Origin of the sequence: Paraburkholderia diazotrophica (assembly GCF_038900755.1) — a bacterium.
Classification (GTDB): domain Bacteria; phylum Pseudomonadota; class Gammaproteobacteria; order Burkholderiales; family Burkholderiaceae; genus Paraburkholderia; species Paraburkholderia diazotrophica_A.
Window position 1 is genome coordinate 1 of sequence record NZ_JBBPEN010000003.1, and the last position, 21615, is coordinate 21615.

Consider the following 21615-nt stretch of genomic DNA (forward strand, 5'->3'; position numbering starts at 1 on the left):
CGTCATGCCTGATGACCATAGCGAGTCGGTCCCACCCCTTCCCATCCCGAACAGGACCGTGAAACGACTCCACGCCGATGATAGTGCGGATTGCCCGTGTGAAAGTAGGTAATCGTCAGGCTCCTTATACACGTCCCGGCCCCGCCCATCACAAGGCGGGGCCGTGGCCGTTTACGGCGCCGCGCTTTTTGACCTTCCTCCGGGCGGCGCTGTCCGCCAGCGCAATACCTGCGCAAAACGTGTCGTCGCCGTCATGGCCTGGCGTCTGCGCCCTGCTAAACCTTCCCTCCCGACAGATAGCCTGTATCGCCACCGTCACACGTTGGCGCAGCGTGCGCCAGCATTCATTTCTCCGCGCGGTCGCCTCCGCCATCCGTTCATGCCGCGCATCCGCGCAAAAATGTCCGGCGCGGCAGGCACCCGCTCAGAGGCTTCCGCCGGATACGCGGACCGGACTGGGCATCCAGCGCGCAACCACAGCAGCGATAACCGGCACCTTCCCTCAGTGCTTCATCTGCGGCGCGGCCACGCCGACGTCACCCGCCCGCAGCGCATCGCCGCTCACACCCTGGCTGCCAATCTCACCGAGCAACGCAACGTCGCGAGCAATCACCTGCGGCAGATGCGTCCGCAGAAACTCCACCCACGTCCTCGTCTTCGCGTCGATGAACTTGCGCGACGGATACAGCGCATAAACATTCATCTTCTGCAGCGTATATTCCGGCAGCACGCGGACGAGCGATCCCGTCCGCAGACCGTCGATGGCCGCGTACAGCGGCACCATCCCGATTCCCATGCCTTCGCGAATTGCCACGATCAGCGATTCGGCGATATTCACTTGCACGGGCCCGCTCACTTCCAGCACTTCGCTGCCCTTCGGGCCATCGAGTGTCCACTCGCTGGTCGGAAAGGCCGGCGTTTTGAGCAGCAGACAGTCGTGATGCAGCAGATCCGCGGGCGTTTTCGGCGCCGCGTGCGCGTGAATATAAGCGGGTGACGCACACAAGATGCTGAACGTCGTCCCAAGCAGAAGCGATACGAGATCGGAATTGGGTAACGTCGACGCCCCCACGACAGCGACATCGGCGCTGCCTTCGAACAGATCCGGCATCTGCTGCGAAAGCGTGAGTTCGACGGCAACTTCGGGATTGAGCGCGCGATATCGCGAGATCGCAGGCAGCACATAGTGCTGGCCGATGCTCGCAAAGCTATGCATCCGCAGCACGCCCGACGGCCGCTCATGTGCGCCACTTGCTTCTTCTTCAGCATTATCGACATCGGCAAGAATCTGCTGACATCGTTTCAGATATCTCTCACCAGCGGTCGTCAACGCGAGGCGTCGCGTCGATCTGTTGAGCAGACGCGTCCGAAGATGCGCCTCGAGTTCTGAAACCGCGCGGGACATTGCGCCCGTCGTCGTATTCAGCGATTGCGCCGCTGCCGTGAAACTCCCCGCCTCAACGACGCGCACGAACACCCGCATGTTTTGTAACGTATCCATCAATTCTTCTTGACTGACATCAAGCCGTTATTTTCCGCCTATTGCATGCCGGCATTGTTGAGTGTTCTGCAAGGGATGTTCCCGACGCCTCGCATTAATTCGCACAACGCAGGCTCCTACAATCGGCGCCTTCAGGGCGAGAGTGGGCATGTCCGGTGCCGTGCTCCTCCGACAACAGCCAGGCGCAGTCTCAACGAATGAAACCCCAGCATGCGATGAAGCAAGTGTCGTCCGGTCCGGCTCTCGGATGGCGAGCCGGCGTGTTGCGGACGATCGCCGATGCGAGCAAAGAGTGGGCGACCACCGACGGTCTCGCCTGGCTTCATCTGTTCAAAACAGTGACGGCGGCGCTGCTCGCGCTGGGTATCGCGATGCTGCTCGAATTGCAGCAGCCGCGCACAGCGATGACGACCGTGTTCGTCCTGATGCAGCCGTTCAGCGGGATGGTGCTCGCGAAGAGCTTCTATCGGATCGTCGGGACGTTCGTCGGGATGCTGGCCGCGCTGCTGCTCGGCGCGCTGTTCGCGCAACAGCCCGAGCTTTACATGTTCGGCATCACGGCCTGGGTGGGCGCCTGCGTGGCGGCGGCGGTCCGATATCGGCATTTTCGCTGGTACGGCTTCGTGCTGGCAGGTTATACCGCCGCGCTGATCGGCATTCCGACCGTCATGCAGCCGAACGGCCTGTTCCTCGCCGCGTTGACGCGCGCCGCGGAAGTGGCGATCGGCATCATCTGCTCGGCCGCAGTGAGCGCGCTGATCGTGCCGCGCCGGTCGAGCCTGGCGCTGCAAAACGCGCTGCAACTGAGGCATCTCGATTTTACTGCCTTCGCGGTGAAAGTGCTGGATGGGGCGGTCGAGCGGGGCACGTCGGAGCGCTATTTCGCGGATCTCGTCGACGAAGTGGTGGGCTTCGAAGCGACCCGCGCGTTCGCTGCCTTCGAGGACCCCGGCATGCGCTCGCGCAGTCAGGTGCTTGCAAGGCTGAACCACGAGTTCATGGACGTTTGCGCGCGCCTGCATGCATTGCATCAGTTGAGGAAGCGTCTGCGCGACAACCAGTCGATTCTCGTCGTGCAATCGACCGCGCCGCATTTTCGCGAGCTGTCGCAATTGCTCGGCGCACACACGGAACGACGCTTCGATTCGTCCGATGCAGCCCGCATCGCCATCAGACTCAAAAGCTTCCAGGCGACGCTGCCGGCAAGAATGCGCGCGACGCGACGTCCGCTGGAATCTAGCGAGCCGTCATGTTTGCCGGACTTCGATACAGCGGGAGAGTTGCTGTATCGCTTCGTCGGCGAATTTATTCGATACATCGATACCTACGCGTCGCTCGAGACCAATCACAACCCCGCGCGCGAGCGGCCGGCCGTGCGTTACGCGAGCCGGACCAACGGGTTCGTCGTCGCGTGCACGTTCGCGCGCACGGCGGTTGTTGTCGGCGCTGTCAGCTGGTTCTGGATCGCGACGGACTGGCCGAGCGGCGGCATGGCCGTGATCGGCGCGGCGCTCACTTGCGCGTTGACATCGTCCGCGCCGAACCCCGTCAAGCTCGCGGTGCAGATGTCGGTCGGCGCGACGTGCGCGACGATCGCCGGCTATCTCGTCACGTGCTACGTGTATCCCGCCATCGACGGCTTCCCGCTGCTGTGCGCGATGCTCGCGCCCGTGCTTGCGGCAGGGACTTTCCTTGCGTCGCGGGCGAAGACTTCGGGCTACGGCGTTGGCTTTACGGTGTTCTTCTGCCTGCTCGCCGCGCCGGACAACGTCGTCGCGTACGCGCCCGATCTGCTGATCAACAACGGCATCGCGATCGTCGTATCGATGCTCGTGACGGCAGTCGGTGCTGCGATCGTTTTCCCCGTGCAGATGCCGTGGCTGATCGCGCGCATCGAAGGCGATCTGCGCAGCCAGATCACGCTTGCCTGCGCGGCGCCGCTCGCGGGTCTCGCGCAGCGCTTCCAGTCGAGCACGCACGATCTGATGCACCAGCTGCGCATGCTGTTGCCCAGGCGCTCGCGACGCCACCGCTACGCGCTCAGATGGATGCTGGTGACGCTCGAAGTCGGTCACGCCGTCATCGATCTGCGCGGCGATGCCGAGCGCGCGGCCTATGCAACGCAACTGCACACGCGTTGGAAGCCCTCGCTCGATCGCGTCACGCGCGATCTCGCTCGGCTTTTCGAGCGGCCCGACAACGCGAATGCGCAGCGCGCGCAGATCGCCGTGCGCGCGGCGATGCGCGTCGTGCAGCAGGTGCTCGATGTCGTCCATGCGGATCGTGAGAAGCGCCACGACCAGCAGCGCATTCTCAGTTGCCTGCACTTTATCCGCACGACGCTGCTCGACAAGGACGCGCCATTCGATGCGCGCTAGCCCGTTCGACCCGGCGCGCCGCGATCTTGCCGCAACCTGGAAGAATGCCTTCCGTTTGGCCCTCTTAATCCGCGCTGACCCCGGCCCTATAGTGGAACCACTGCTCCCGCAGTCACTGAATCAAATGGAGAGATTGAAATGAAAGCGCTGAAGTTGGTCCTGATTGCCTGTTCGTTGTCTGCTGCTGCCCTTGCGCATGCGCAGATGGCGCCGGCGGACGAAAGCGCGCAACAGGTTCCCCAGGCGAGCGCAGCACGCGTCGCGCAGCCCGAAGCGCAGCGTCCCGCCACGGCACCGGCAAAGAAGGCCAATGAGTGCGTCGGTCCCGTGAGCTACTGCGTGATGTACTTCGGCAGCTAACGCGAGCGGCACAGCGCAGCACCTGCAACACAGCATCAACTGGCATCGGGCGGCAACCGGACGACGCACACCTACAACAAGACGTGCACTTCGGCTGCCGCGAGTGTGACATCGGAGAGACTTTCATTCATGTACGAAGACCGGATTCGTTGTGCCGCGTTGCGCGGCAAGATCACGTCGGCGGCGCAGGCAGCGCTGCTGATTCACGATGGTATGCGCGTCGGCGCGAGCGGCTTTACGCGCGCGGGCGACGCGAAGGCCGTGCCCGTCGCGCTCGCCGAACGCGCGCGTAACGAAGGCAAGCCGCTGCGCATCACGCTGATGACGGGCGCCTCGCTCGGTCATGGCGTCGACAGCCTGCTGACGGATGCCGGCGTGCTCGCACGCCGTTTGCCGTTTCAGGTCGACAACACGTTGCGCCGCGCGATCAATCGCGGCGACGTGATGTTCGTCGACCAGCATCTGTCCGAGACCGTCGAAATGCTGCGTGCCGGCCAGCTCGGCAAGCTGGACGTCGCGATCATCGAAGCCGCCGCGATCACGGAAACGGGCGGCATCGTGCCGACTACTTCCGTCGGCAACTCGGCGAGCTTCGCGATTCTCGCGGACAAGGTCATCGTCGAAATCAATCTTGCGCAGCCGCTCGCATTCGAGGGCTTGCACGACATCTGGATTCCGGGCCGCCGTCCGCATCGCGAGCCGCTGCCCATCGTGCGTCCGAGCGACCGCGTCGGCACGACCGCGATCGAAATTCCGCCCGGGAAGATCGCCGCGATCGTCATCACCGACAAGCCCGACAGTCCGTCGACCGTGCTGCCCGCCGACGAAGACACTGCGCGTATCGCGGGTCATCTGATCGAATTTCTCCAGCACGAAGTGTCGACTGGACGCATGCCCTCTCCGCTGCCGCCGTTGCAGGCCGGCATCGGCACGATCGCGAATGCGGTGCTGGCCGGCTTCGTCGAGTCGCCGTTCGAGCCGTTCACGATCTACTCGGAGGTCCTGCAGGACTCGACCTTCGATCTGATGGACGCAGGCAAGGTCACGTTCGCATCGGGCGCGTCGATCACGCTGTCCGAGAAGCGCCAGGCGCAGGTGTTCGGCGATCTCGCGCGCTATCGCGACCGCCTCGTGCTGCGTCCGCAGGAAGTCAGCAACCATCCGGAAGTGATTCGCCGGCTTGGCCTGATCGCGCTGAATACGGCGCTCGAGTTCGACATCTACGGCAACGTGAATTCGACGCATGTCGGCGGCACGCACATGATGAACGGCATCGGCGGCTCGGGCGACTTCGCGCGCAACGCGTCGTGCGCGATCTTCGCGACGAAGTCGATTGCGAAGGACGGCGCGATTTCGAGCGTCGTGCCGATGGTTCCTCACGTCGATCACAACGAGCACGACGTCGATATCGTCGTGACGGAAATCGGCCTCGCCGATCTGCGCGGACTCGCGCCGCGCGAGCGCGCGTCGCTGATCATCGACAAGTGCGTGCATCCCCTCTATCGCGATCTGCTGCGCGACTACTATCGCGACGCGCTGCGTTTCGGCGGACAGACCCCGCACATGTTGCGCGAAGCGTTCGCATGGCACGCGCGGTTTCAGGAAACGGGATCGATGCTGCCAGAGCAAAAGCTCACGGCGTGATGCATTTGAAATTGACGCGTCTCGCTTGAAGAGCTGAAGAATCAGGCGCCGCTGCCGACCAGACGCAAACGCGTGATTTCCGACGGCGCGCCCAGACGCTTGGGCGGTCCCCAATATCCGGTGCCGCGGCTCGTATAGACCCACAGGTTACCGAGCCGCGAAAGCCCCGCGACAAACGGCTGTTGCAGCCGCACAGCGAAATTCCACGGAAAGAACTGGCCGCCGTGCGTGTGGCCGGACAGTTGCAGCGTGAAGCCCGCATTGGCAGCGGCTTCCGCCGTGCGCGGCTGATGCGCGAGCAGCACCCGGATCAGCACGTCGCCGGGCGCGCCTTCGAGCGCCGCGGCCGGGTCGCTCCGATGCGTCGGATCGAAGTGGCCCGCCGTATAGTCGGTGACGCCCGCGATCACTGCCTGCGCGCCGTCGTGCTCGACGACGACGTGCTCGTTGAGCAGCACACGCAGGCCCAGACGCTGAAACTCGGCGATCCACGCATCGGCGCCCGAATAATATTCGTGATTCCCCGTCACCAGATAAGCGCCATGACGCGCGCTCAGCCGCGACAACGGACGCGTGTGCTCGGACAACCGCTCGACGCTGCCATCGACGACGTCGCCCGTCACCGCGATCAGGTCAGGCTTCAGGTGATTCACCGCATCGACGATCGCATCGACATAACCGCGCTTGATGGTCGGACCGACGTGAATATCGCTGATCTGCACGATCGTGAAGCCATCGAGCGCGCGCGGCAGATCGTCGATCGGCACGTCGATCGATACCACGCGCGCGCGGCGCCGCGCATTGACGAAGCCGATGGCCGTCGACAGCAGCGCGAGCAGCGGCACCGCAGTCGCGCTATCGATCTCCCACTGCGCGACGTGAATCGCTTGCGGCGCGAGCGCACCGACGATCAGCACGACGAGCAGCATCAGCTCGCGCGCGAACGTCAGCACAAGCAGCGACGAAAAGAAGCCGAGCGGGAGCAGGCCCGCCCACGCAAGCCGGTCGCCGAGCGGTTGCCGTTCGATCGTGCGCGCGATCATGCCGAGCGGAATCAGTAGCACGGACAGCACGAGCCACAGCGCGCACAGCCACTTCACGGCGTTATCGACGGGCAGTTCGGGAATGATCCGAATGCCGACGTACACATGCAGCAGAATGCCGATGGCGATGATCCGGACAAGCAACGATAGGCGGCGCATAGGTGGGAGCAGCGCGCTGGCGCAGCGCGGGACACGAGTCACAGGAAGCACGCCGACAGCCAGAGAGAGGCAGACGGAAGGCGGCCAGTCATTCTACAAGCAGTTTTGCGCGCTTGCCGAAGGCTCGCCGCCGTGCCGGATCGCAGGCGATTCCTACGCGCTGCAATGCAGCATGATGGACGCGACAAGTTCTTCGTCATGCCTATTAAATGGGCATTGAATTGCCCGCGCGAACGGACTATTCTGGAATCAGGCGCACTGCCATCGGCGGCCACCGCGTACCCTTTCCTGCTTAACGAACGCGATAGATGCCCTGCCGGCGGCAGCCGCGCGCTTGATCGCCATATCGGATCGAGGTGGGGGGCAAACATGAAAACGACAAAGATCACGCATCGCGAGCATCACATCGGCCACGAAGGCAGCCACGTGATGCTGCCGATGGTCGTGCTGTCGCTGATGGCGCTCGGCGTCTACTACGGCGTGCGCAGCATCGATTTTTCCGAGCTGGGCCGCACCGCGCTGTTCTATGTCGTGATGGTGTTCGTCGCGATCGGCGTGGCAGGGCTGTTCGGCGTCGTCGCTGCGTGGCTGCGCTCGCGAGGCGACGAGGCCGAAGAGGGCTTCTGCTTTGTCGGCGCATTGGTCGGCGCGATTGTGTTCTATGTCGCGATGCTGACCAGTTGACGCCGCGTTGCGCTCGCGACGCGTTTCAGCGCGCCGCAATCGGCAAACGTCGATTTGCACCGCCAGCGATCAAACGATCCGCGCCGCTTCGTCGAACGAAAGGCGCGGACTGCGCGGAAACAGTTTCGAGTGATCGCCGTAGCCGAGATTGATCAGAAAGTTCGACTTGATGGTCGTGCCGGCGAAAAACTCCGCATCCACCTTCGCCTTGTCGAAGCCTGACATCGCGCCCGTATCGAGGCCGAGCGCACGCGCGGCCATGATCAGATAGCCGCCTTGCAGCGTCGCGTTGCGAAACGCGGTGTCGGCGATCGCGGCGTCGTTGCCCGCGAACCAGCTGCGTGCGTCGGCGTGCGGAAAGAGCTTCGGCAGATGATCGTAGAACGCCATGTCCATGCCGACGATGACGGTGACGGGCGCCGACATCGTCTTTTCGAGATTGCCTTCCGACAACGCGGGACGCAGCCGCGCCTTGCCTTCGGGCGTCTTCACGAACACGAAGCGCGCCGGGCTTGAATTGGCCGACGTGGGGCCGAGCAGCACGAGCTCGACCAATTGCCTGAGCAGAGAATCATCGACGGGCCGCGGCTGCCAGCCGTTGTGCGTGCGGGCAGTGCGGAACAGTTGATCGAGTGCGTCGTCGGAAAGAGTCATGATGATGAGCAGTACGGTTTCTGAATGCGGATGAAAGCGCAAGCTGGACGGCTGACGCGTCGCAGCGGCACGTCCGATAATAACGCTGTTCCCTTGAGAGCGAGGCTTCGCGAGCACTGACTCGCGATCGCAATACGATGTCCGCCGATTTGTTCGACGATTTGCCGACCCCCGATGTCATGTTGTTCCCCGAATGGCTCGCGTCCGACGCGGCCGCGCAGTTGCTCGCGCGCATCGTCGCGGAAGTAGCCTGGCAGCAGGATTCGATGTTCACGCCCGCGGGCCGCGTGCCGCTGCCGCGCCTGACCGCATGGCAAGGCGAGCGGGATGCCGTCTACGTATACTCGGGCATCCGCAACGTGCCTCAGCCGTGGACGCCCGCCGTCGCGGAACTGCGGGCCGCCGTGCAACAGACATGCGATGCGCCGTTCAACAGCGTGCTGCTCAACCGCTATCGCAGCGGCGCGGACAGTATGGGTTGGCACGCGGATCGCGAGCCCGAACTCGGCAAGGAGCCGGTGATCGCGTCGGTGAGTCTCGGCGTGGCGCGCCGGTTCGATCTTCAGCACAACAGGACGGGCGTCGTGCAGTCGTATCAGCTGAAGGGCGGCAGCCTGCTCGTGATGCGCGGAACGATGCAGGCCAAGTGGCGGCATCGCGTGCCGAAAGAGCCGAAGGTGCAGGGGGAGCGCGTGAATCTGACGTTCCGCTTCGTCACGCCCGGAAAATAGCCCGCGTTGGATTGCTACACGCGCATTAAAAGATAGAAAAAATTTATGCGCATAAGAGACCGGTTTCAGCCAGCGGATTCGATACGGCGATGAATCGTCGGCGCGAGCCGGTCGAACGGCAGCGTGCTCGCTGCGATGGCGGCCACCTCCGGATACTGCTCGCGGACGATATCGGTCAGCACTTGTCCTGGCGGCGCTTCGACGAATACGGTCGCGCCCATTTCCACCATCACCGTCAACGCGTCGAACCAGCGGACCGTATAGCGCATGTTGGTTGCCAGATCGTCGCGGATGGCGTCGGCCGTATTCAGTGCGCGGCCGCCGCGATTGCCGACGTAGAGACTCGAAGGCGCGCGAAACGGCACGCTGCGCGCGTAGTCGGCGAGCGCGTCGGCGGCTGCGGCCAGCAACTCGCAGTGCGACGGCACGCTGACGACAAGCCGCGTCGCCTTGCGCGCGCCTGCCGCGAGCGCACGCTCGATGAACGCATCGAGCGCACGATCCGATCCCGCGACGACAATCTGGCGCGGCGCGTTCACGTTGCCGACGTACACGCGTCCATTCGAGTCACGCGCTTGCGCATCGGCGAGCCGTTCGACTTCGTGCTCGGTCATCCCCGCAATCGCCGCGAGCCCATAGCCGCTGGGGTAGGCGGTTTCCATCAGCTGGGCCCGCTTGCGGACCATCAGCAGCGCATCGGCGAACGCGATCGAGCCGCAGTTGACAGCCGCCGCATACGCGCCCACGGACAAGCCCGCGCTGATCTCCGGCGCGAGTCCTTCGGCGTCGAGCGCGCGCTGCATCGCGACGCCTGCGATCAGCAAGCCCGTCTGCACGGCGACCGTCGATTCGAGCGCCGTCGGCGTGTCGAGCGTGAACACATCGACGCCGAGCGCCTGCGACGCCTCATCGAGTGTCGCGCGAATCGCGGCATGATCGCCGAGACGATGCAAAAAGCCTTCGGATTGCGCGCCCTGTCCGGGAAACAGATACGCGAGCATCAGAGACCCGCCTGCGCATGGACGCGCGCCCACGGATCGGCGACGAGCCGTGGACCGCTCGCGTGCCGGGCCATTACGCGCGCCTTGCCGGACGCATATTCGACGAGCGCGACGCCGCCCGCCGGCGTTTCGAGTTGCGCGTCGATGCGGATGCCGGCGCGCATCGCATGCGAGTCGAGCACGGCTTGCAGCCGCTGCGCTTCGTCGCATGGAAAACGATTCGGGGTCCGTATCAATAGATCGAGATCACTGGTCGATGTGACCGTCGGCGTGAACGTCGCGAGTTCGAAGCCGACGCTTCCCGTCGGTCCCCATGCGAATGCGTCGAGCGTCGAAGACGAGTCGCGGCGCAACGCATCCAGCACGACGAGCGCAGGCAATGCGCGACGATCGGCAGAGCGCGTCGAAGCCGACAATAACGCTTCGGGCTTCACGACAGACTCGATATCGTCGCAGCGTGCCCACGTTCCATACCGCTCGTTACGCGCGACGCCGCGCACGCCCGCCGCGACAAAACCCGGCGCAACGTGCGCCCGTCGCACCACGACGAACGGCGCGCGCGAGAATGCATCGCGGACCCACGCCGGCTCGTTGTCGAATGCTTCGAGTCGATGCAAACGCAGAATGTCATGCGCCTGCCAACGCGGATCGGCTGAAGCGGCTGCATCGTCGGGCGCAAACGGAGCAACGGCGCATACACGCATCACGCGGCATCCCACTGCTCGGCAAGGCGCCGCCGCACTTCGATCGACGCGGCGCGCGTCTCTTTCGCCGTATCGGATTGCAGCCGACGCGACAGCCCGCGTTCATCGGACCGCGCGCTTTGCACCGATTCAGCCAGCACGCCGCGCACGCGTTCGATCTGCGCATCGGTCGGCGCATCGGCATCGATGCCTTCGATCAGCGTGTCGAGCAGCCCGAGCTTCGCGAACGATGCCATCGTGTACGACATCGGCGCGATCGTTTCACCGAGCTGGTCGAGTTCTTCGACGGTGCGTCGCGTGACGCGCGCGGCCGCTTCCTTGCCCATCGCGTGCGCCATCGTGCCCGGCGCATCGAGCGCAACGATCCGGTTCGCCTGATAGCCGTGCGCGAGGAACGCCCCCGACATCGCCGGTCCGACGATCAACGCGACGACGGGGTGCCCCGCATCGCGCGCGCTCGAATATGCATCGACGGCCGATGCGCACGCGAGATGAATGCCGAGCGTCTCTTCGCGATAGCCATACGCCTGGCTCTTCACGTCGACGATCGCGACGATGGGGCGCTTGCGTTCCGACGACGCATCGCGTGCGATCGCGTCGCGCACTGCTTGCGCGAGCCGCCAGCCCTGTTCGAGGCCGACGACGTTGTCGGTTGCGCGCGGAAAGCGGTTGTGCGGATCGGGCACGACGGCGATGAAGCGCGCTGTCTCGCTGCCGGGAGCGCTGCCGAGCGTGCCGTCGCCGGACCAGACGAGCGCGGCGACGGCTGTTTCGCCTGCGAGCGCCTTGAACCAGCGCATGCCGCGCGTGAGGTTTTCGTTGTCGTTCGTTGCGCTCATCATTGCTCCTTGCGCGGCGCGGCCGCTGCGTTTGCGTTGAACACGTCACGCATCGTTTCCGGCGATACGTTTGCGGGATCGATCCGCGCAAGCCGCTCCAGATACGCCGACACCTGTTCGCTGCGATGCGCAGCGGGCACGCCGCGCGCGAACGCATCGCGAATCGCGGCGCGGATCGCGTGCGCGTCGTCGTCGACGAGCGCATCGGCGAGTCCCGTCGCCACGCGCTGTTCGCCGCCGATCATCTGCCACACGCGGCGCCGGTCGCTCGCATCGAGTTCCTCGATGCCCGCTTCCTGCTCGATCACTTCGGGGCCGTTCATGCCGAGCCGCCCCTGTTTCGTCGCGATCAGATACGAGCACAGCCCGGCCGCGAGCGACATGCCGCCGAAGCAGCCGACCATCCCCGCGATCACGCCGACGACGGGCACGTGACGCCGCAACGCGACGATCGCCGCCTGGATTTCCGCGATCACGGCGAGCCCGAGATTCGCTTCCTGCAAGCGCACGCCGCCCGTTTCGAACAGCACGACGGGCTGCACGATCTTGCCGCGCTCGCAATCGCGCAGCGCGAGTTCGAGCGCGGCGGCGATCTTGCTGCCCGATACTTCGCCGATGCTGCCGCCCTGGAACGCGGATTCGATTGCCGCGATCACGGCAGGCTTGCCGTCGATCGTGCCGCGCGCGATCACCGCGCCGTCGTCGGCCTGGCAGACGATGCCTTGCAACGGCAGCCACGGCGATTCGATGCGATCGAACGGGCCGAGTAGTTCGCGAAATGTGCCTTCGTCGAGCAGCGCACGCGCGCGCTCGCGCGCGGGCAGTTCGATGAAGCTGTCGCGCAGCGTCAGCGCGGGCGCGGCGGGTGTCGTGATCGTGCTCATGCGCTTGCTCCCTGGCCGTTCGCTTCGGCTGCTTCGACTGCTTCCGCGAGACGCAGCGCGACGACGCCGGGCGTCGCGCCGAAGTCGTTGATCTCGATCTGCGCGGCGCCGTCATAGCGGGTGAAGAAGCGGTCGAGCACGCTCTTCCAGATATGCCCGTAACCGTCGACGCTGGTGCGCACCGTCACCGACGCCTTCATCGCATCGGCGGGCGACAGCAGCACTTCGAGATCCCCCGAGCCGACGACGCCCACATGCGCGCGTGTCGTGATCGCGCGTTGCGCCGGATAGTCGAATGTCATCTGTTCCATCAGTTTCAGCTCCCGCTGGCCGCGCGATGGGCCAGCCTGTCGATGAAGAGGGTGGCGGCGAGCAGATCGGCTGCGCCGCCGGGGGAAGCGTTGAGCGACAGCAGTTCGGCGTCGAGCGCATCGAGCGCCGCGCGTCCCGCTGCCGTCGATGCGCCGCCCGCCGCGAGCACGGCGCGCGCGCCGCGTTGTCCCGCGCGCAGACCGGCGAGACCCGCGCGATGCAGCAGGCACGTATCGTCGAGCGACGCCATGATCGTGAGCAGTGCGTCGAGACGCGCGTCGTCCTCGCGGATGCCCTTCGCGCGCGCCGCGCGCAACGCGGGCAGGCCGACGTCGATCACATGCGGAAAGCCGTCCTGCGCTTCCTGACGCGCGCCGCCGACGCGATACCGCCGACGCGCGCGCTCGCCGTGACTGTCGGCGGGAGCGGCGAAGCGATCGGGAAAGCAGGCGATCTGCGCGGCAAGTTCGCACACGCGCGCGGCATGCGAATGCGCATTCGTGTTCGGATGCGCGTGGACATATGCGTGCAACGGCAGCGCCGGCGAAGCAAGCGGCGCGTCTTCGTCGAACACGATGGCCGCGCCCGCCACCAGCAGGCCGACGATCCATATCGCGCCGCGATGCGCATTGCTGCCGTCCGTCGCGCGCATCATGTTCTGTTCGCCTGCGCGTCCGAGTTGCGCCAGTTCCGCGCGCAGCGTCGCGGACGGCATGCGGCCACGCGATGCGCGAGCGAGCGCGGCGAACGTCGGTTCGAGCGCGCGCGCCGAGCGCAGCATCAGCGGCAAGTCGAGGTCGCGATGCGCGCCGCTGCCGCGCGCATCGACGAGCGCGGGCTTCGGCGTCAGTTGCGCTTCTTCGATCAGCGATGCGACGGCAAGCTCAGCGAGCGTCGTGTCGGACAACGCATCGCACGGGCCGCCGAAGTCTTCGACGCGCGCGCGTCGAACCGCAGCCGCATCCGAACGCAAGGTGGAAAGCAAGACCATCGCGTCACCAGCTACGGAAGCGCGCCGGCGGCGTATAGAGTCCGCCCGACCACGTAACGAGATCGTCGATACTCCTCGCCGCGAGCAGCGAGCGCTTCGCTTCGCCGCGCCGGATGCCGAGATCTTCCGGATACGCGACGATGCCTCTGCGGCGCAGTTCGGCTGTCTTTTCCGGTTTCGCACGCAAGCCGATCGGCGTTACGCCCGCGACGGCGGCGACGGCCGCGCGCCGCTCGTCGATCCCCTCCGCCTTGTGAAGATGCGCGATGCCTTCTTCCGTGACGACATGGCTCACGTCGTCGCCGTAGATCATCACGGGCGCGACGGGCATGCCGCTTTTCGCGCCGACGGCGACGGCATCGAGTTCATCGACGAAGGTCGGCTCGCCGCCTTTCTTGTACGTTTCGGCCAGTTGCACGACGAGCTTTTTGCCACGCGACACGGGACCCTGATCCTTCAGCAGCTTGAGCCACGCTTCGCTCGAATGACGACGGCCGCGCGGATCGTGTCCCATGTTCGGCGCGCCGCCGAAGCCCGCGAGACGCCCGCGCGTGACTGTCGACGAATTGGCGTCGCCGTCGATCTGCAACGTCGAGCCGATGAAGAGATCCACGCCGTATTGCCCCGCGAGCTGGCACAGCACGCGGTTCGAACGCAGCGTGCCGTCGTTGCCCGTGAAGAACACATCGGGGCGCGCTTCGATATAGGCCTCCATGCCGACTTCGCTGCCGAAGCAATGCACGCTCTCGACCCATCCCGACTCGATCGCGGGAATCAAGGTGGGGTGCGGATTGAGCGTCCAGTTGCGGCAGATTTTGCCCTTGAGGCCGAGCGATTCGCCATAAGTGGGCAGCAGCAGTTCGATCGCGGCCGTATCGAAGCCGATGCCGTGATTCAGCGACGAAATCCCATACGGCGCGTAGATACCCTTGATGACCATCATCGCGGTGAGCACCTGCAGGTCGCCGATGTGGCGCGGATCGCGCGTGAAGAGCGGCTCGACGGCGAAAGGGCGGTCCGCCTGCACGACGACGTCGACCCACGACGCGGGAATATCGACGCGCGGCAGTTCATCGACGATCTCGTTGACCTGCACGATCACGATGCCGTGCCGGAACGCGGCGGCCTCGGCGATGGTCGGCGTGTCTTCCGTATTCGGGCCGGTGTAGAGATTGCCGTGACGGTCGGCCTTTTCCGCGCACAGCAGCGCGACGTGCGGCGTGAGGTCGACGAACATGCGCGCGTACAGTTCGACGTACGTATAGATCGCGCCGATTTCGAGCTGGCCGTCTTCGAGCAGTTGCGCGACGCGCAGGCTTTGCGGGCCGGCGAACGAGAAATCGACCTTGTGCGCGATGTTCTTTTCGAAGAGCGTCAGATGCTCGGGCCGGCTGATGCTCGAAATCAGCAGATGCACGTCGTGCACCTTCTGCGGATCGACTTTCGCGAACGAGCGCGACAGGAAGTCGGCCTGCTTCTGGTTGTCGCCTTCGAGCGCGACGCGATCGCCGGGGCGGATCAGCGTTTCGAGCGCATCGACGATGCGCGCGGCGGGAAGCACGCCTTCTTCGAGCCATGGCTCGATCGCGGCGAGCCTGCGTCTTTTCTCGTCGCGCCTGGTGGTCCATGAGCGCGCGGCAGGCGCTCCCGTTGCCTGTGCCAATTCGAGCTTGGCTGACTCGACTCGTTGATTCATCGGCGCTTCAACTCCCGATAGTGGATGGAGTGCGCGCGGGCCGTCCGCGCCGTCGGCGTGGGGCCGCCTCGGCGGCTTCGGCTTGCGCGCGCTCCGTCAAGAAACGATGGACAAACTCGCCCGTGCCCAGCAGGTGCGCGGACACCAGCGCTTGCGCGGCCGCGACGTCCTTGCGCTCGACGGCGGCGAGGATTTCCGCGTGCTCGGCATCGGACGCGCCCTTGTACTCGGGCAGGCCGAACTTGAGCCGCAGATAGCGCTCGCCGCGCCGGTGCAGCGACGAGATCATCTCGGCGAGTTGCGGGCGGTTCGCGGGCGCGTACAGGCAGGTGTGGAACGCTTCGTTGCGCGTGACGTAAAGGGCCGGGTCCGGCTCGCTCTCGGCCGCGTTGCATAGCGCTGCCGCCTCGGCGAGCGTCGCGGCCGTGTGATTAGGAATCGCAAGCGCAATCGCGAGGCTTTCGAGCGCCGAGCGGATCTCGTAGATCTCGCGCGCTTCGTCGGGTGTCAGCCGCGCGACGGTCGCGCCCTTGTTCATCTCCACCTTGACCCAGCCTTCGCTTTCCAGTTGACGCAAGGCCTCGCGCACTGGAATCGCGCTGACGGAGAAGTGGCGCGCGATCGCATCCTGGCGCAGCGGCGCGCCGGGCGCGAGCGTCCCGTCGACGATCGCCGCGCGCAGCGCTTCCGCGATCACACGCGGCGTGCTGGCCCGCGGCGTGTGCGCCGTCGGCAGAAGAGGAGCGCGCGGAACGCTCTCCAGGGGAAAACCATCGGTTGCGTCGTTCATGACATCAAATATTATATATAAAAATGAAAAATTTCCAGCGGGGCAAACCCGGGTTTTTCAGAAGGCACGGCGCTGACGCGCTTCCACTCGCGCATGCGGTTTCCCGCATGCAGGGAGCCGCTGCGTCGTGACGGTCACGCAATCCAACCGTAGCACTCGGAGGAGCAGGAGCATGAATTCATCGATATCGGACCGGGCAGGAACCATCCGGCAGCGTACACCGCTCAACCGGTCGCAGATTGCCGGATTCTGGGGCGCCTGGGCCGGCTGGACGCTGGACGGAATGGACTCGTTCATCTACGCGCTGGTGCTGACGCCCGCGCTCACCGAGTTGCTGCCGCGCTCGGGCTATGCGGCAACGCCTGCGAACGTCGGCTTGGCCGGTTCGATCCTGTTTGCGCTTTTCCTCGTGGGTTGGGGCCTGTCGTTCATCTGGGGGCCGCTCGCGGACCGCTTCGGCCGCACGAAAGTGCTGGCGGGCACCATCTTCACGTTCGCGATCTTCACCGGGCTTTCGGCGACGGCGCACAACGTGTGGGAGTTGGGCATCTTCCGCTTCATTGCCGGTGTCGGCATTGGCGGCGAGTGGGCGCTGGCGGGCACCTACGTCGCGGAATCGTGGCCCGAGGACCGGCGCAAGATGGGCGCGGGCTACCTGCAGACGGGCTATTACGCGGGCTTCTTTCTCGCGGCCGCGCTCAACTACACGGTCGGCGTTCACTTTGGCTGGCGCGCGATGTTCCTGACGGGTGCCGTGCCCGTGTTCGTGGCGATCATGATTCTCACGCGCGTGAAGGAGTCGGACAAATGGCAGAGGGCGGAAGCGCGCGACGTGGTGCATGCGAAGCCGATGCGCGAGATTTTCGGGCGGACCTATCGCCGGCGCACGTGGGTCGCTTGCGCGCTGCTGACCATCGCGATCATCGGCTTGTGGGCGGGGGCCGTGTATGAGCCGTCGGCCGTGATCCAGCTTGCGGCGCGCGCCGGCATGTCGAAGCCGGAAGCGACGAAGATGGCGTCGATGGCGACGGGCCTGCTGTCGATCGGCACGATTCTCGGCTGCCTCGCGTTGCCGCCGCTCGCCGAACGCATCGGCCGCAAGAAGACGCTTGCCGTCTACTTCGCGGGCATGGCCGTGTCGATCGTCGGCAGCTTTGGCTGGGCGTTCTATCTGCCGAACGGACTCGCGCCGTTCATCGCGTGGCTTTTCGTACTCGGCTTCTTCGGCGGCAACTTCGCGCTCTTCAGCCTGTGGCTGCCGGAGCAGTTCGAGACCCGCGTGCGCGCGACGGCATTTGCGTTCTGCACGTCGTTTGGCCGCTTCGTCGGCGCGGGCGTGAACTTCCTGCTCGGCGCGGTCGTGCTGAACATGCACACGCTCGGCGTGCCCGTCGCGCTAACGGCGGTTGCCTTCATCGTCGGCCTGTTCATCATTCCGCTTGCGCCGGAAACGAAGGGCGAAGAGTTGCCGCAGTAAGCGATACGGGTTCGCTTCGCTGTTTCTGGGCCTTGGCGGATGCGCTGGTTTGCTTGGCCTCATCGCTGGCATTTGCGATGCGCCTTCGCGGCGCCGGGCGTCGCACCCGTGCGGGGCGGCACCTGTGGCCCCAACGTGTAGCGAGGGTGTCCTGTGCGGCGCGAATGCCAACACAGAGTTTGCCGCAAAGGGGCGCGTGGACATTCGATGTCGCGGGCCGCAACACAGGTGCATGAAGCGGGTGAGGCGTTTAGCCAGTACGTTGGCAACGTACATCAGCCATGCATATTGCCGCGCGAAGCGCGGGGACGTTGAGAGCCCGTGGGTAAAGGTCAGGTGCGGGCGGTGTGAGCGGCTTTCTTCTGCCTACTCTTCTTTGCCGCGGCAAAGAAGAGTAGGTGCCGCTCCGCACAGCGGCAACACCCGCGCCGCGAGGCGCATCGCGGATGCCAGCGCAGAGGCGAGAACATCCAACAAAAGCCCGTTGCAAACAAAAGCAAGTGCCGCCCCGCACAGGTGCGACGCCCGGCGCCGTGAAGGCGCATCGCGGATGCCAACGCAGAGGCAGGAACACCACGACAAAAGCCCGTTGCAAACAAAAGCAAGTGTCGCCCCGCACAGGGGCAACGTCCGCGCCGCCAGGCGCATCGCGGATGCCAGCGATAAGGGCAAACCAAACTGCAAAACCAGAACAACGCCGCAGACCAGAAACTACTCTATTTGCCTCCGCGCGCGCACTATCACCACGGACAACAATGGCCATCCAAGATTAACCCCCAAACTGGCCAGAACGATCAACCCCATGCCACCCATCTGCGGCAGGCTGAGCGCGCGTCCGTAGACGATCGCATCGACGGCGATCGCCGTCAGCGGATAGACGAACAGCAGCACGGCGATCACGGGCGTCGTGAGCTTCGGCAGCGCGCCGTAGATCAGCACATACGACAGCCCCGTATGCAGCACGCCCATACCGATCAGCCAGAACCATTGCGTCGGCGCGATATGCTCTGCGCCCAGCGGCGCGATGAACGGCAGGCACACGACGCCGACCGCGCATTGCGCGAGCGTCAGCAGATGCGGGCGCAACTCGCCGAGACTCTTCGCGATCAGCGTGACGCTCGCGTACAGCACCGATCCCGCGAGCGCCTCGCCGATGCCGATCAGGTAACTCGCATGCCCTTGCAGCGCGCCCGTCGCCGCGACACCCGACGCGAGCACGAGTCCGACGAACGCCGTCGCGATCCAGCCGAGCCGGTCGATGCCGAGCCGCTCGTTGAACAGCGCCGCGCCGATCAGCACGACCCAGAACGGCTGCACGTGGAACACGACGGTCGCGACGGCGATGCTCGTGCGATGGATCGCATCGAAGAACCAGACCCATTGCGTGACCATCAGCGCGCCGGAAACGATCGCGAGCAGCACGGTGCGCCGCGTGAAATGGCGGCGCGCGAAATAGCCCTGCCACGCGCAATACGCGGCGAGCGAGATGAAGCCGAACAGACAGCGGAAGAACACGAGCGTCAGCGCGCCAAGCCGCGCTTCCTCGACGAACACGCCGATCGTGCCCATCAACAGGCCGCCGCTGGCGAGCGTGAGCGCGCCTTGCTGGCTTCGGCTGAGCGATAGCGGCGACAGGGACGGCATGACGAACGGCTCCTTACTGTGATCTGCTTTGCGTGGTCGAATGCGTTCGAGTATCGGCGCGTTTGCCTTCGCGTGACAAACGAATAAAATTGAGAAATTCCATAAGCAGGATTGATGAATCATGCATCCCGAGTTCGACGTCGATCTGTTGCGCACCTTCGTCGCCGTCGTCGAGGCGGGTAGCTTCACGAAGGCGGCCGTTTCCGTGCATCGCTCGCAGGCGGCCGTCAGCATGCAGATCAAGCGGCTGGAGCGCATGCTCGGCACGACGCTTTTTGCCCGCGATACGCGCAATCTTTCGCTGACGCGTCCGGGCAACACGCTGCTCGAATACGCGCGACGCGTGATCGATCTGCACGAGGAGGCGTGGTCGGCGATCGTGCGGCCCGAAGTGACGGGGCGCGTGGTGCTCGGCGCGCCGGACGATTACGTGTCGTCGTTGCTGTCGCCGGTATTGCGGCGCTTTTCGAATCTGTATCCGCATGTGGAGATCGAGATCGTCTGCGCGCAGAGTACGGCGCTCGCGCCGATGCTCGCGGACAACAAGATCGATCTCGCGTTCGTCACGCGCGATCGCAAGCTGCGCGGCGAATTCGTGCGCAGCGAGCCGATGGTGTGGGTGGGCGCATCCGCCGATACGTCCGTGCTGAACATCTCGCCGTTGCCCGTGGGCCTGTACGAGCCCGGCTGCGTCGCGCGCGCGAACACGCTGGCCGCGCTCGACCGCGCCCGCCTGCGCTATCGCGCCGCGTACAGCAGCGCGAGCCTGAGCGGTCTCGTCGCGACGGTCGATGCGGGCCTCTCGGTGATCGCGCTCGCGCGTTGCAGCGTGCCGTCGCGGCTCGCGATCCTGGGCGCCGAGCAGGGCTTGCCGACAATCGAGCCGCTCGACATCGTCGTCGCGCGCAGCGCAAAGTCGGACCGGCCGACCTGCGACTATCTCGCCGCGCAGATGGTGCAGGACCTGTCGGTGCGCGCGCCCGTCCGCGAGGCGCGAGAGACGCGTGCCAGGGCGTGAGGCGTAGTCATTGCATCCTGCGCTTACGTCATGCGTGTGCGAGGGATGTTGCCGCTCTCATCGGGTGAGGCTTTCCAGGAGCAGGCCCGCGATTTGCCACGCGGCCTTGGGTCTGACGAAAGCGCGAACGCGAACGGGCTGCGCGTGTCGAAGCGACACAATCGACGAACCCGTCGACGAACCCGTCGACGAACCCGTCAGGACCAACCCGTCGACGAACCTTTCGGGACCAACCCGTCGGAACGGACTCGACACGCTTGCGCGACGAACGGCGCGCATCGATCACATGACCGGAGGGCCACCATGAAGACACGCATTCTTTCCGCCGCGCTACTCGCAACGGGTCTGTTCGTGAGCAGCGCCGCTTTTGCGCAACTGAACCTGCAACAATTCGGCATCGGCGGCGGCAACTCGTCGGGCAATGGAGGCGGCAACGCGGGAGCGGCCGCTTCGTCGGGCGGCATTTCACAGCTTTTGCAGAACTATGTCGGCGCGAACCAGCAGGTGCTGAACGGCCAGTCGAGCCTCGCATCGGCGATGGGATTGTCGAGCGCCGCGAGCCAGGCGCAGCAGGCGTCCGGACTGTTGAGCGGCGGCACGCCGTCCGTCAGTCAGCTGTCGCAGGCCGGCAGCACGCAGCAGTCGCTGTCGCAGACGCTTACGCAGGCATTCGCGAGCCAGTCGTCATCGGGATCGTCGGCGCCCGTCGACAAGCAGGCGTTCTCCAACGGCCTCGCGTCGCTCGGGCAGGGCGTGAGCCAGTATTCGAGCCTGCAGTCCAGTCTCGGCAGCGTCGGGCAGATGAGCCCCTCGTCGCTGCTGCAATCGGGCATGAATCCGCAGTCGGCGCAAGCGGCGTCGTATATCGCGCAGTCGGCGCCGGGGCAGTTGCAGTCGCTTGCATCGACGCTGAGCGCGGCCGTGCAGTACGCGACGAGCCACGGGATCAGCGTGCCGTCCATCGCGACTTCGGCGCTCAAGGGTTTTTGAGGTTTGCGACGGGCGGAGTTGTTGCGAGCGGATGCGCCGCGTGGTGATCGGGCGGGAATGGGCGTATGCGTCCAAGGACTTTACGCATCGCATGCAGCAATGAAGGTACGCTTTC

The 21615-nt window shown here is 65.2% G+C and carries 20 protein-coding genes and 1 rRNA gene; 9 read left to right on the forward strand and 12 right to left on the reverse strand.

Annotated features, from left to right (window positions below; translation table 11 throughout):
• Positions 1-7 precede the first annotated feature (7 nt).
• A 5S ribosomal RNA gene (rrf, locus tag AABE10_RS09965) occupies positions 8-121 on the forward strand.
• A gap of 381 nt (positions 122-502) precedes the next feature.
• Here rrf and AABE10_RS09970 read toward each other — a convergent pair.
• Positions 503-1501 (reverse strand): LysR family transcriptional regulator, encoded by a 999-nt coding sequence (locus AABE10_RS09970; protein ID WP_342933098.1) that lies wholly within the window; start codon positions 1499-1501, stop codon positions 503-505.
• A gap of 197 nt (positions 1502-1698) precedes the next feature.
• Between AABE10_RS09970 and AABE10_RS09975 the strand changes: the two genes are divergently transcribed.
• The 3 genes from AABE10_RS09975 to AABE10_RS09985 all read left to right on the forward strand — a co-directional run bounded on the left by AABE10_RS09975 (position 1699) and on the right by AABE10_RS09985 (position 5883).
• Complete coding sequence (locus AABE10_RS09975) at positions 1699-3879, forward strand: FUSC family protein (protein WP_342933099.1); 2181 nt, start codon at positions 1699-1701, stop codon at positions 3877-3879.
• 138 nt (positions 3880-4017) lie between these two features.
• Entirely contained in the window at positions 4018-4239 is a 222-nt protein-coding gene (locus AABE10_RS09980) for a hypothetical protein (RefSeq protein ID WP_342933100.1), read from the forward strand.
• A 129-nt stretch (positions 4240-4368) separates the two neighbouring features.
• A complete protein-coding gene (locus tag AABE10_RS09985) occupies positions 4369-5883 on the forward strand; it encodes an acetyl-CoA hydrolase/transferase family protein (RefSeq protein ID WP_342933101.1) in 1515 nt (504 codons plus the stop codon).
• A 41-nt stretch (positions 5884-5924) separates the two neighbouring features.
• Here AABE10_RS09985 and AABE10_RS09990 read toward each other — a convergent pair whose 3' ends face one another.
• On the reverse strand, positions 5925-7085 hold the full coding sequence (locus AABE10_RS09990; RefSeq protein ID WP_342933102.1) for a metallophosphoesterase: 1161 nt from the start codon (positions 7083-7085) through the stop codon (positions 5925-5927).
• Positions 7086-7454: 369 nt separating this feature from the next.
• Here AABE10_RS09990 and AABE10_RS09995 point away from each other — a divergent pair, with 369 nt between their 5' ends.
• On the forward strand, positions 7455-7769 hold the full coding sequence (locus tag AABE10_RS09995; protein ID WP_342933103.1) for a hypothetical protein: 315 nt from the start codon (positions 7455-7457) through the stop codon (positions 7767-7769).
• 69 nt (positions 7770-7838) lie between these two features.
• Here AABE10_RS09995 and AABE10_RS10000 read toward each other — a convergent pair whose 3' ends face one another.
• A complete protein-coding gene (locus AABE10_RS10000; protein ID WP_342933104.1) occupies positions 7839-8423 on the reverse strand; it encodes a malonic semialdehyde reductase in 585 nt (194 codons plus the stop codon).
• 137 nt (positions 8424-8560) lie between these two features.
• On the opposite strand from AABE10_RS10000, the gene AABE10_RS10005 reads away from it, so the two are divergent.
• Positions 8561-9154: an alpha-ketoglutarate-dependent dioxygenase AlkB family protein gene (locus tag AABE10_RS10005; RefSeq protein ID WP_342933105.1), complete on the forward strand. Its 594-nt coding sequence runs from the start codon at positions 8561-8563 to the stop codon at positions 9152-9154.
• A 65-nt stretch (positions 9155-9219) separates the two neighbouring features.
• Here AABE10_RS10005 and mdcH read toward each other — a convergent pair whose 3' ends face one another.
• The 8 genes from mdcH to AABE10_RS10045 are packed head-to-tail and all read right to left on the reverse strand — an operon-like array spanning position 9220 to position 16371.
• Positions 9220-10155 (reverse strand): malonate decarboxylase subunit epsilon, encoded by a 936-nt coding sequence (gene mdcH / locus AABE10_RS10010; RefSeq protein ID WP_342933106.1) that lies wholly within the window; start codon positions 10153-10155, stop codon positions 9220-9222.
• Positions 10155-10859, reverse strand: coding sequence for a malonate decarboxylase holo-ACP synthase (locus tag AABE10_RS10015; RefSeq protein WP_342933825.1), 705 nt, complete (start codon positions 10857-10859; stop codon positions 10155-10157). Before AABE10_RS10015 ends, mdcH begins: the two co-directional genes overlap by 1 nt.
• The gene (mdcE, locus tag AABE10_RS10020; RefSeq protein ID WP_342933107.1) at positions 10859-11698 is read right to left on the reverse strand and encodes a biotin-independent malonate decarboxylase subunit gamma; all 840 of its coding nucleotides are present in this window, start codon (positions 11696-11698) and stop codon (positions 10859-10861) included. Before mdcE ends, AABE10_RS10015 begins: the two co-directional genes overlap by 1 nt.
• The gene (locus AABE10_RS10025) at positions 11698-12582 is read right to left on the reverse strand and encodes a biotin-independent malonate decarboxylase subunit beta (RefSeq protein WP_342933108.1); all 885 of its coding nucleotides are present in this window, start codon (positions 12580-12582) and stop codon (positions 11698-11700) included. The genes mdcE and AABE10_RS10025 overlap by 1 nt, the downstream gene beginning before the upstream one ends.
• Positions 12579-12893, reverse strand: coding sequence for a malonate decarboxylase subunit delta (locus AABE10_RS10030; RefSeq protein WP_090872882.1), 315 nt, complete (start codon positions 12891-12893; stop codon positions 12579-12581). The genes AABE10_RS10025 and AABE10_RS10030 overlap by 4 nt, the downstream gene beginning before the upstream one ends.
• Before the next feature lie 5 nt (positions 12894-12898).
• A complete protein-coding gene (locus AABE10_RS10035) occupies positions 12899-13885 on the reverse strand; it encodes a triphosphoribosyl-dephospho-CoA synthase (RefSeq protein WP_342933109.1) in 987 nt (328 codons plus the stop codon).
• Positions 13886-13889: 4 nt separating this feature from the next.
• The gene (gene mdcA / locus AABE10_RS10040) at positions 13890-15581 is read right to left on the reverse strand and encodes a malonate decarboxylase subunit alpha (protein ID WP_342933110.1); all 1692 of its coding nucleotides are present in this window, start codon (positions 15579-15581) and stop codon (positions 13890-13892) included.
• A 7-nt stretch (positions 15582-15588) separates the two neighbouring features.
• Entirely contained in the window at positions 15589-16371 is a 783-nt protein-coding gene (locus AABE10_RS10045; protein WP_342933111.1) for a GntR family transcriptional regulator, read from the reverse strand.
• Between the two features lie 172 nt (positions 16372-16543).
• Here AABE10_RS10045 and AABE10_RS10050 point away from each other — a divergent pair, with 172 nt between their 5' ends.
• Positions 16544-17848, forward strand: a complete 1305-nt coding sequence (locus AABE10_RS10050) for an MFS transporter (RefSeq protein ID WP_342933112.1) — start codon at positions 16544-16546, stop codon at positions 17846-17848.
• Between the two features lie 711 nt (positions 17849-18559).
• Here the strand turns inward: AABE10_RS10050 and AABE10_RS10055 are convergent.
• Positions 18560-19492, reverse strand: a complete 933-nt coding sequence (locus AABE10_RS10055) for a DMT family transporter (protein WP_342933113.1) — start codon at positions 19490-19492, stop codon at positions 18560-18562.
• 121 nt (positions 19493-19613) lie between these two features.
• On the opposite strand from AABE10_RS10055, the gene AABE10_RS10060 reads away from it, so the two are divergent.
• On the forward strand, positions 19614-20510 hold the full coding sequence (locus AABE10_RS10060; RefSeq protein ID WP_342933114.1) for a LysR family transcriptional regulator: 897 nt from the start codon (positions 19614-19616) through the stop codon (positions 20508-20510).
• Between the two features lie 303 nt (positions 20511-20813).
• Positions 20814-21500, forward strand: coding sequence for a hypothetical protein (locus AABE10_RS10065; protein WP_342933115.1), 687 nt, complete (start codon positions 20814-20816; stop codon positions 21498-21500).
• Positions 21501-21615: the final 115 nt, after the last annotated feature.

Bases quoted from the DNA above. Each gene is read 5' to 3' on its own strand.
- AABE10_RS09970 (WP_342933098.1), bottom strand. From the start codon at position 1,501: ATGGATACGTTACAAAACATGCGGGTGTTCGTGCGCGTCGTTGAGGCG.
- AABE10_RS09975 (WP_342933099.1), top strand. From the start codon at position 1,699: ATGAAACCCCAGCATGCGATGAAGCAAGTGTCGTCCGGTCCGGCTCTC.
- AABE10_RS09980 (WP_342933100.1), top strand. From the start codon at position 4,018: ATGAAAGCGCTGAAGTTGGTCCTGATTGCCTGTTCGTTGTCTGCTGCT.
- AABE10_RS09985 (WP_342933101.1), top strand. From the start codon at position 4,369: ATGTACGAAGACCGGATTCGTTGTGCCGCGTTGCGCGGCAAGATCACG.
- AABE10_RS09990 (WP_342933102.1), bottom strand. From the start codon at position 7,085: ATGCGCCGCCTATCGTTGCTTGTCCGGATCATCGCCATCGGCATTCTG.
- AABE10_RS09995 (WP_342933103.1), top strand. From the start codon at position 7,455: ATGAAAACGACAAAGATCACGCATCGCGAGCATCACATCGGCCACGAA.
- AABE10_RS10000 (WP_342933104.1), bottom strand. From the start codon at position 8,423: ATGACTCTTTCCGACGACGCACTCGATCAACTGTTCCGCACTGCCCGC.
- AABE10_RS10005 (WP_342933105.1), top strand. From the start codon at position 8,561: ATGTCCGCCGATTTGTTCGACGATTTGCCGACCCCCGATGTCATGTTG.
- mdcH (WP_342933106.1), bottom strand. From the start codon at position 10,155: ATGCTCGCGTATCTGTTTCCCGGACAGGGCGCGCAATCCGAAGGCTTT.
- AABE10_RS10015 (WP_342933825.1), bottom strand. From the start codon at position 10,859: ATGCGTGTATGCGCCGTTGCTCCGTTTGCGCCCGACGATGCAGCCGCT.
- mdcE (WP_342933107.1), bottom strand. From the start codon at position 11,698: ATGAGCGCAACGAACGACAACGAAAACCTCACGCGCGGCATGCGCTGG.
- AABE10_RS10025 (WP_342933108.1), bottom strand. From the start codon at position 12,582: ATGAGCACGATCACGACACCCGCCGCGCCCGCGCTGACGCTGCGCGAC.
- AABE10_RS10030 (WP_090872882.1), bottom strand. From the start codon at position 12,893: ATGGAACAGATGACATTCGACTATCCGGCGCAACGCGCGATCACGACA.
- AABE10_RS10035 (WP_342933109.1), bottom strand. From the start codon at position 13,885: ATGGTCTTGCTTTCCACCTTGCGTTCGGATGCGGCTGCGGTTCGACGC.
- mdcA (WP_342933110.1), bottom strand. From the start codon at position 15,581: ATGAATCAACGAGTCGAGTCAGCCAAGCTCGAATTGGCACAGGCAACG.
- AABE10_RS10045 (WP_342933111.1), bottom strand. From the start codon at position 16,371: ATGAACGACGCAACCGATGGTTTTCCCCTGGAGAGCGTTCCGCGCGCT.
- AABE10_RS10050 (WP_342933112.1), top strand. From the start codon at position 16,544: ATGAATTCATCGATATCGGACCGGGCAGGAACCATCCGGCAGCGTACA.
- AABE10_RS10055 (WP_342933113.1), bottom strand. From the start codon at position 19,492: ATGCCGTCCCTGTCGCCGCTATCGCTCAGCCGAAGCCAGCAAGGCGCG.
- AABE10_RS10060 (WP_342933114.1), top strand. From the start codon at position 19,614: ATGCATCCCGAGTTCGACGTCGATCTGTTGCGCACCTTCGTCGCCGTC.
- AABE10_RS10065 (WP_342933115.1), top strand. From the start codon at position 20,814: ATGAAGACACGCATTCTTTCCGCCGCGCTACTCGCAACGGGTCTGTTC.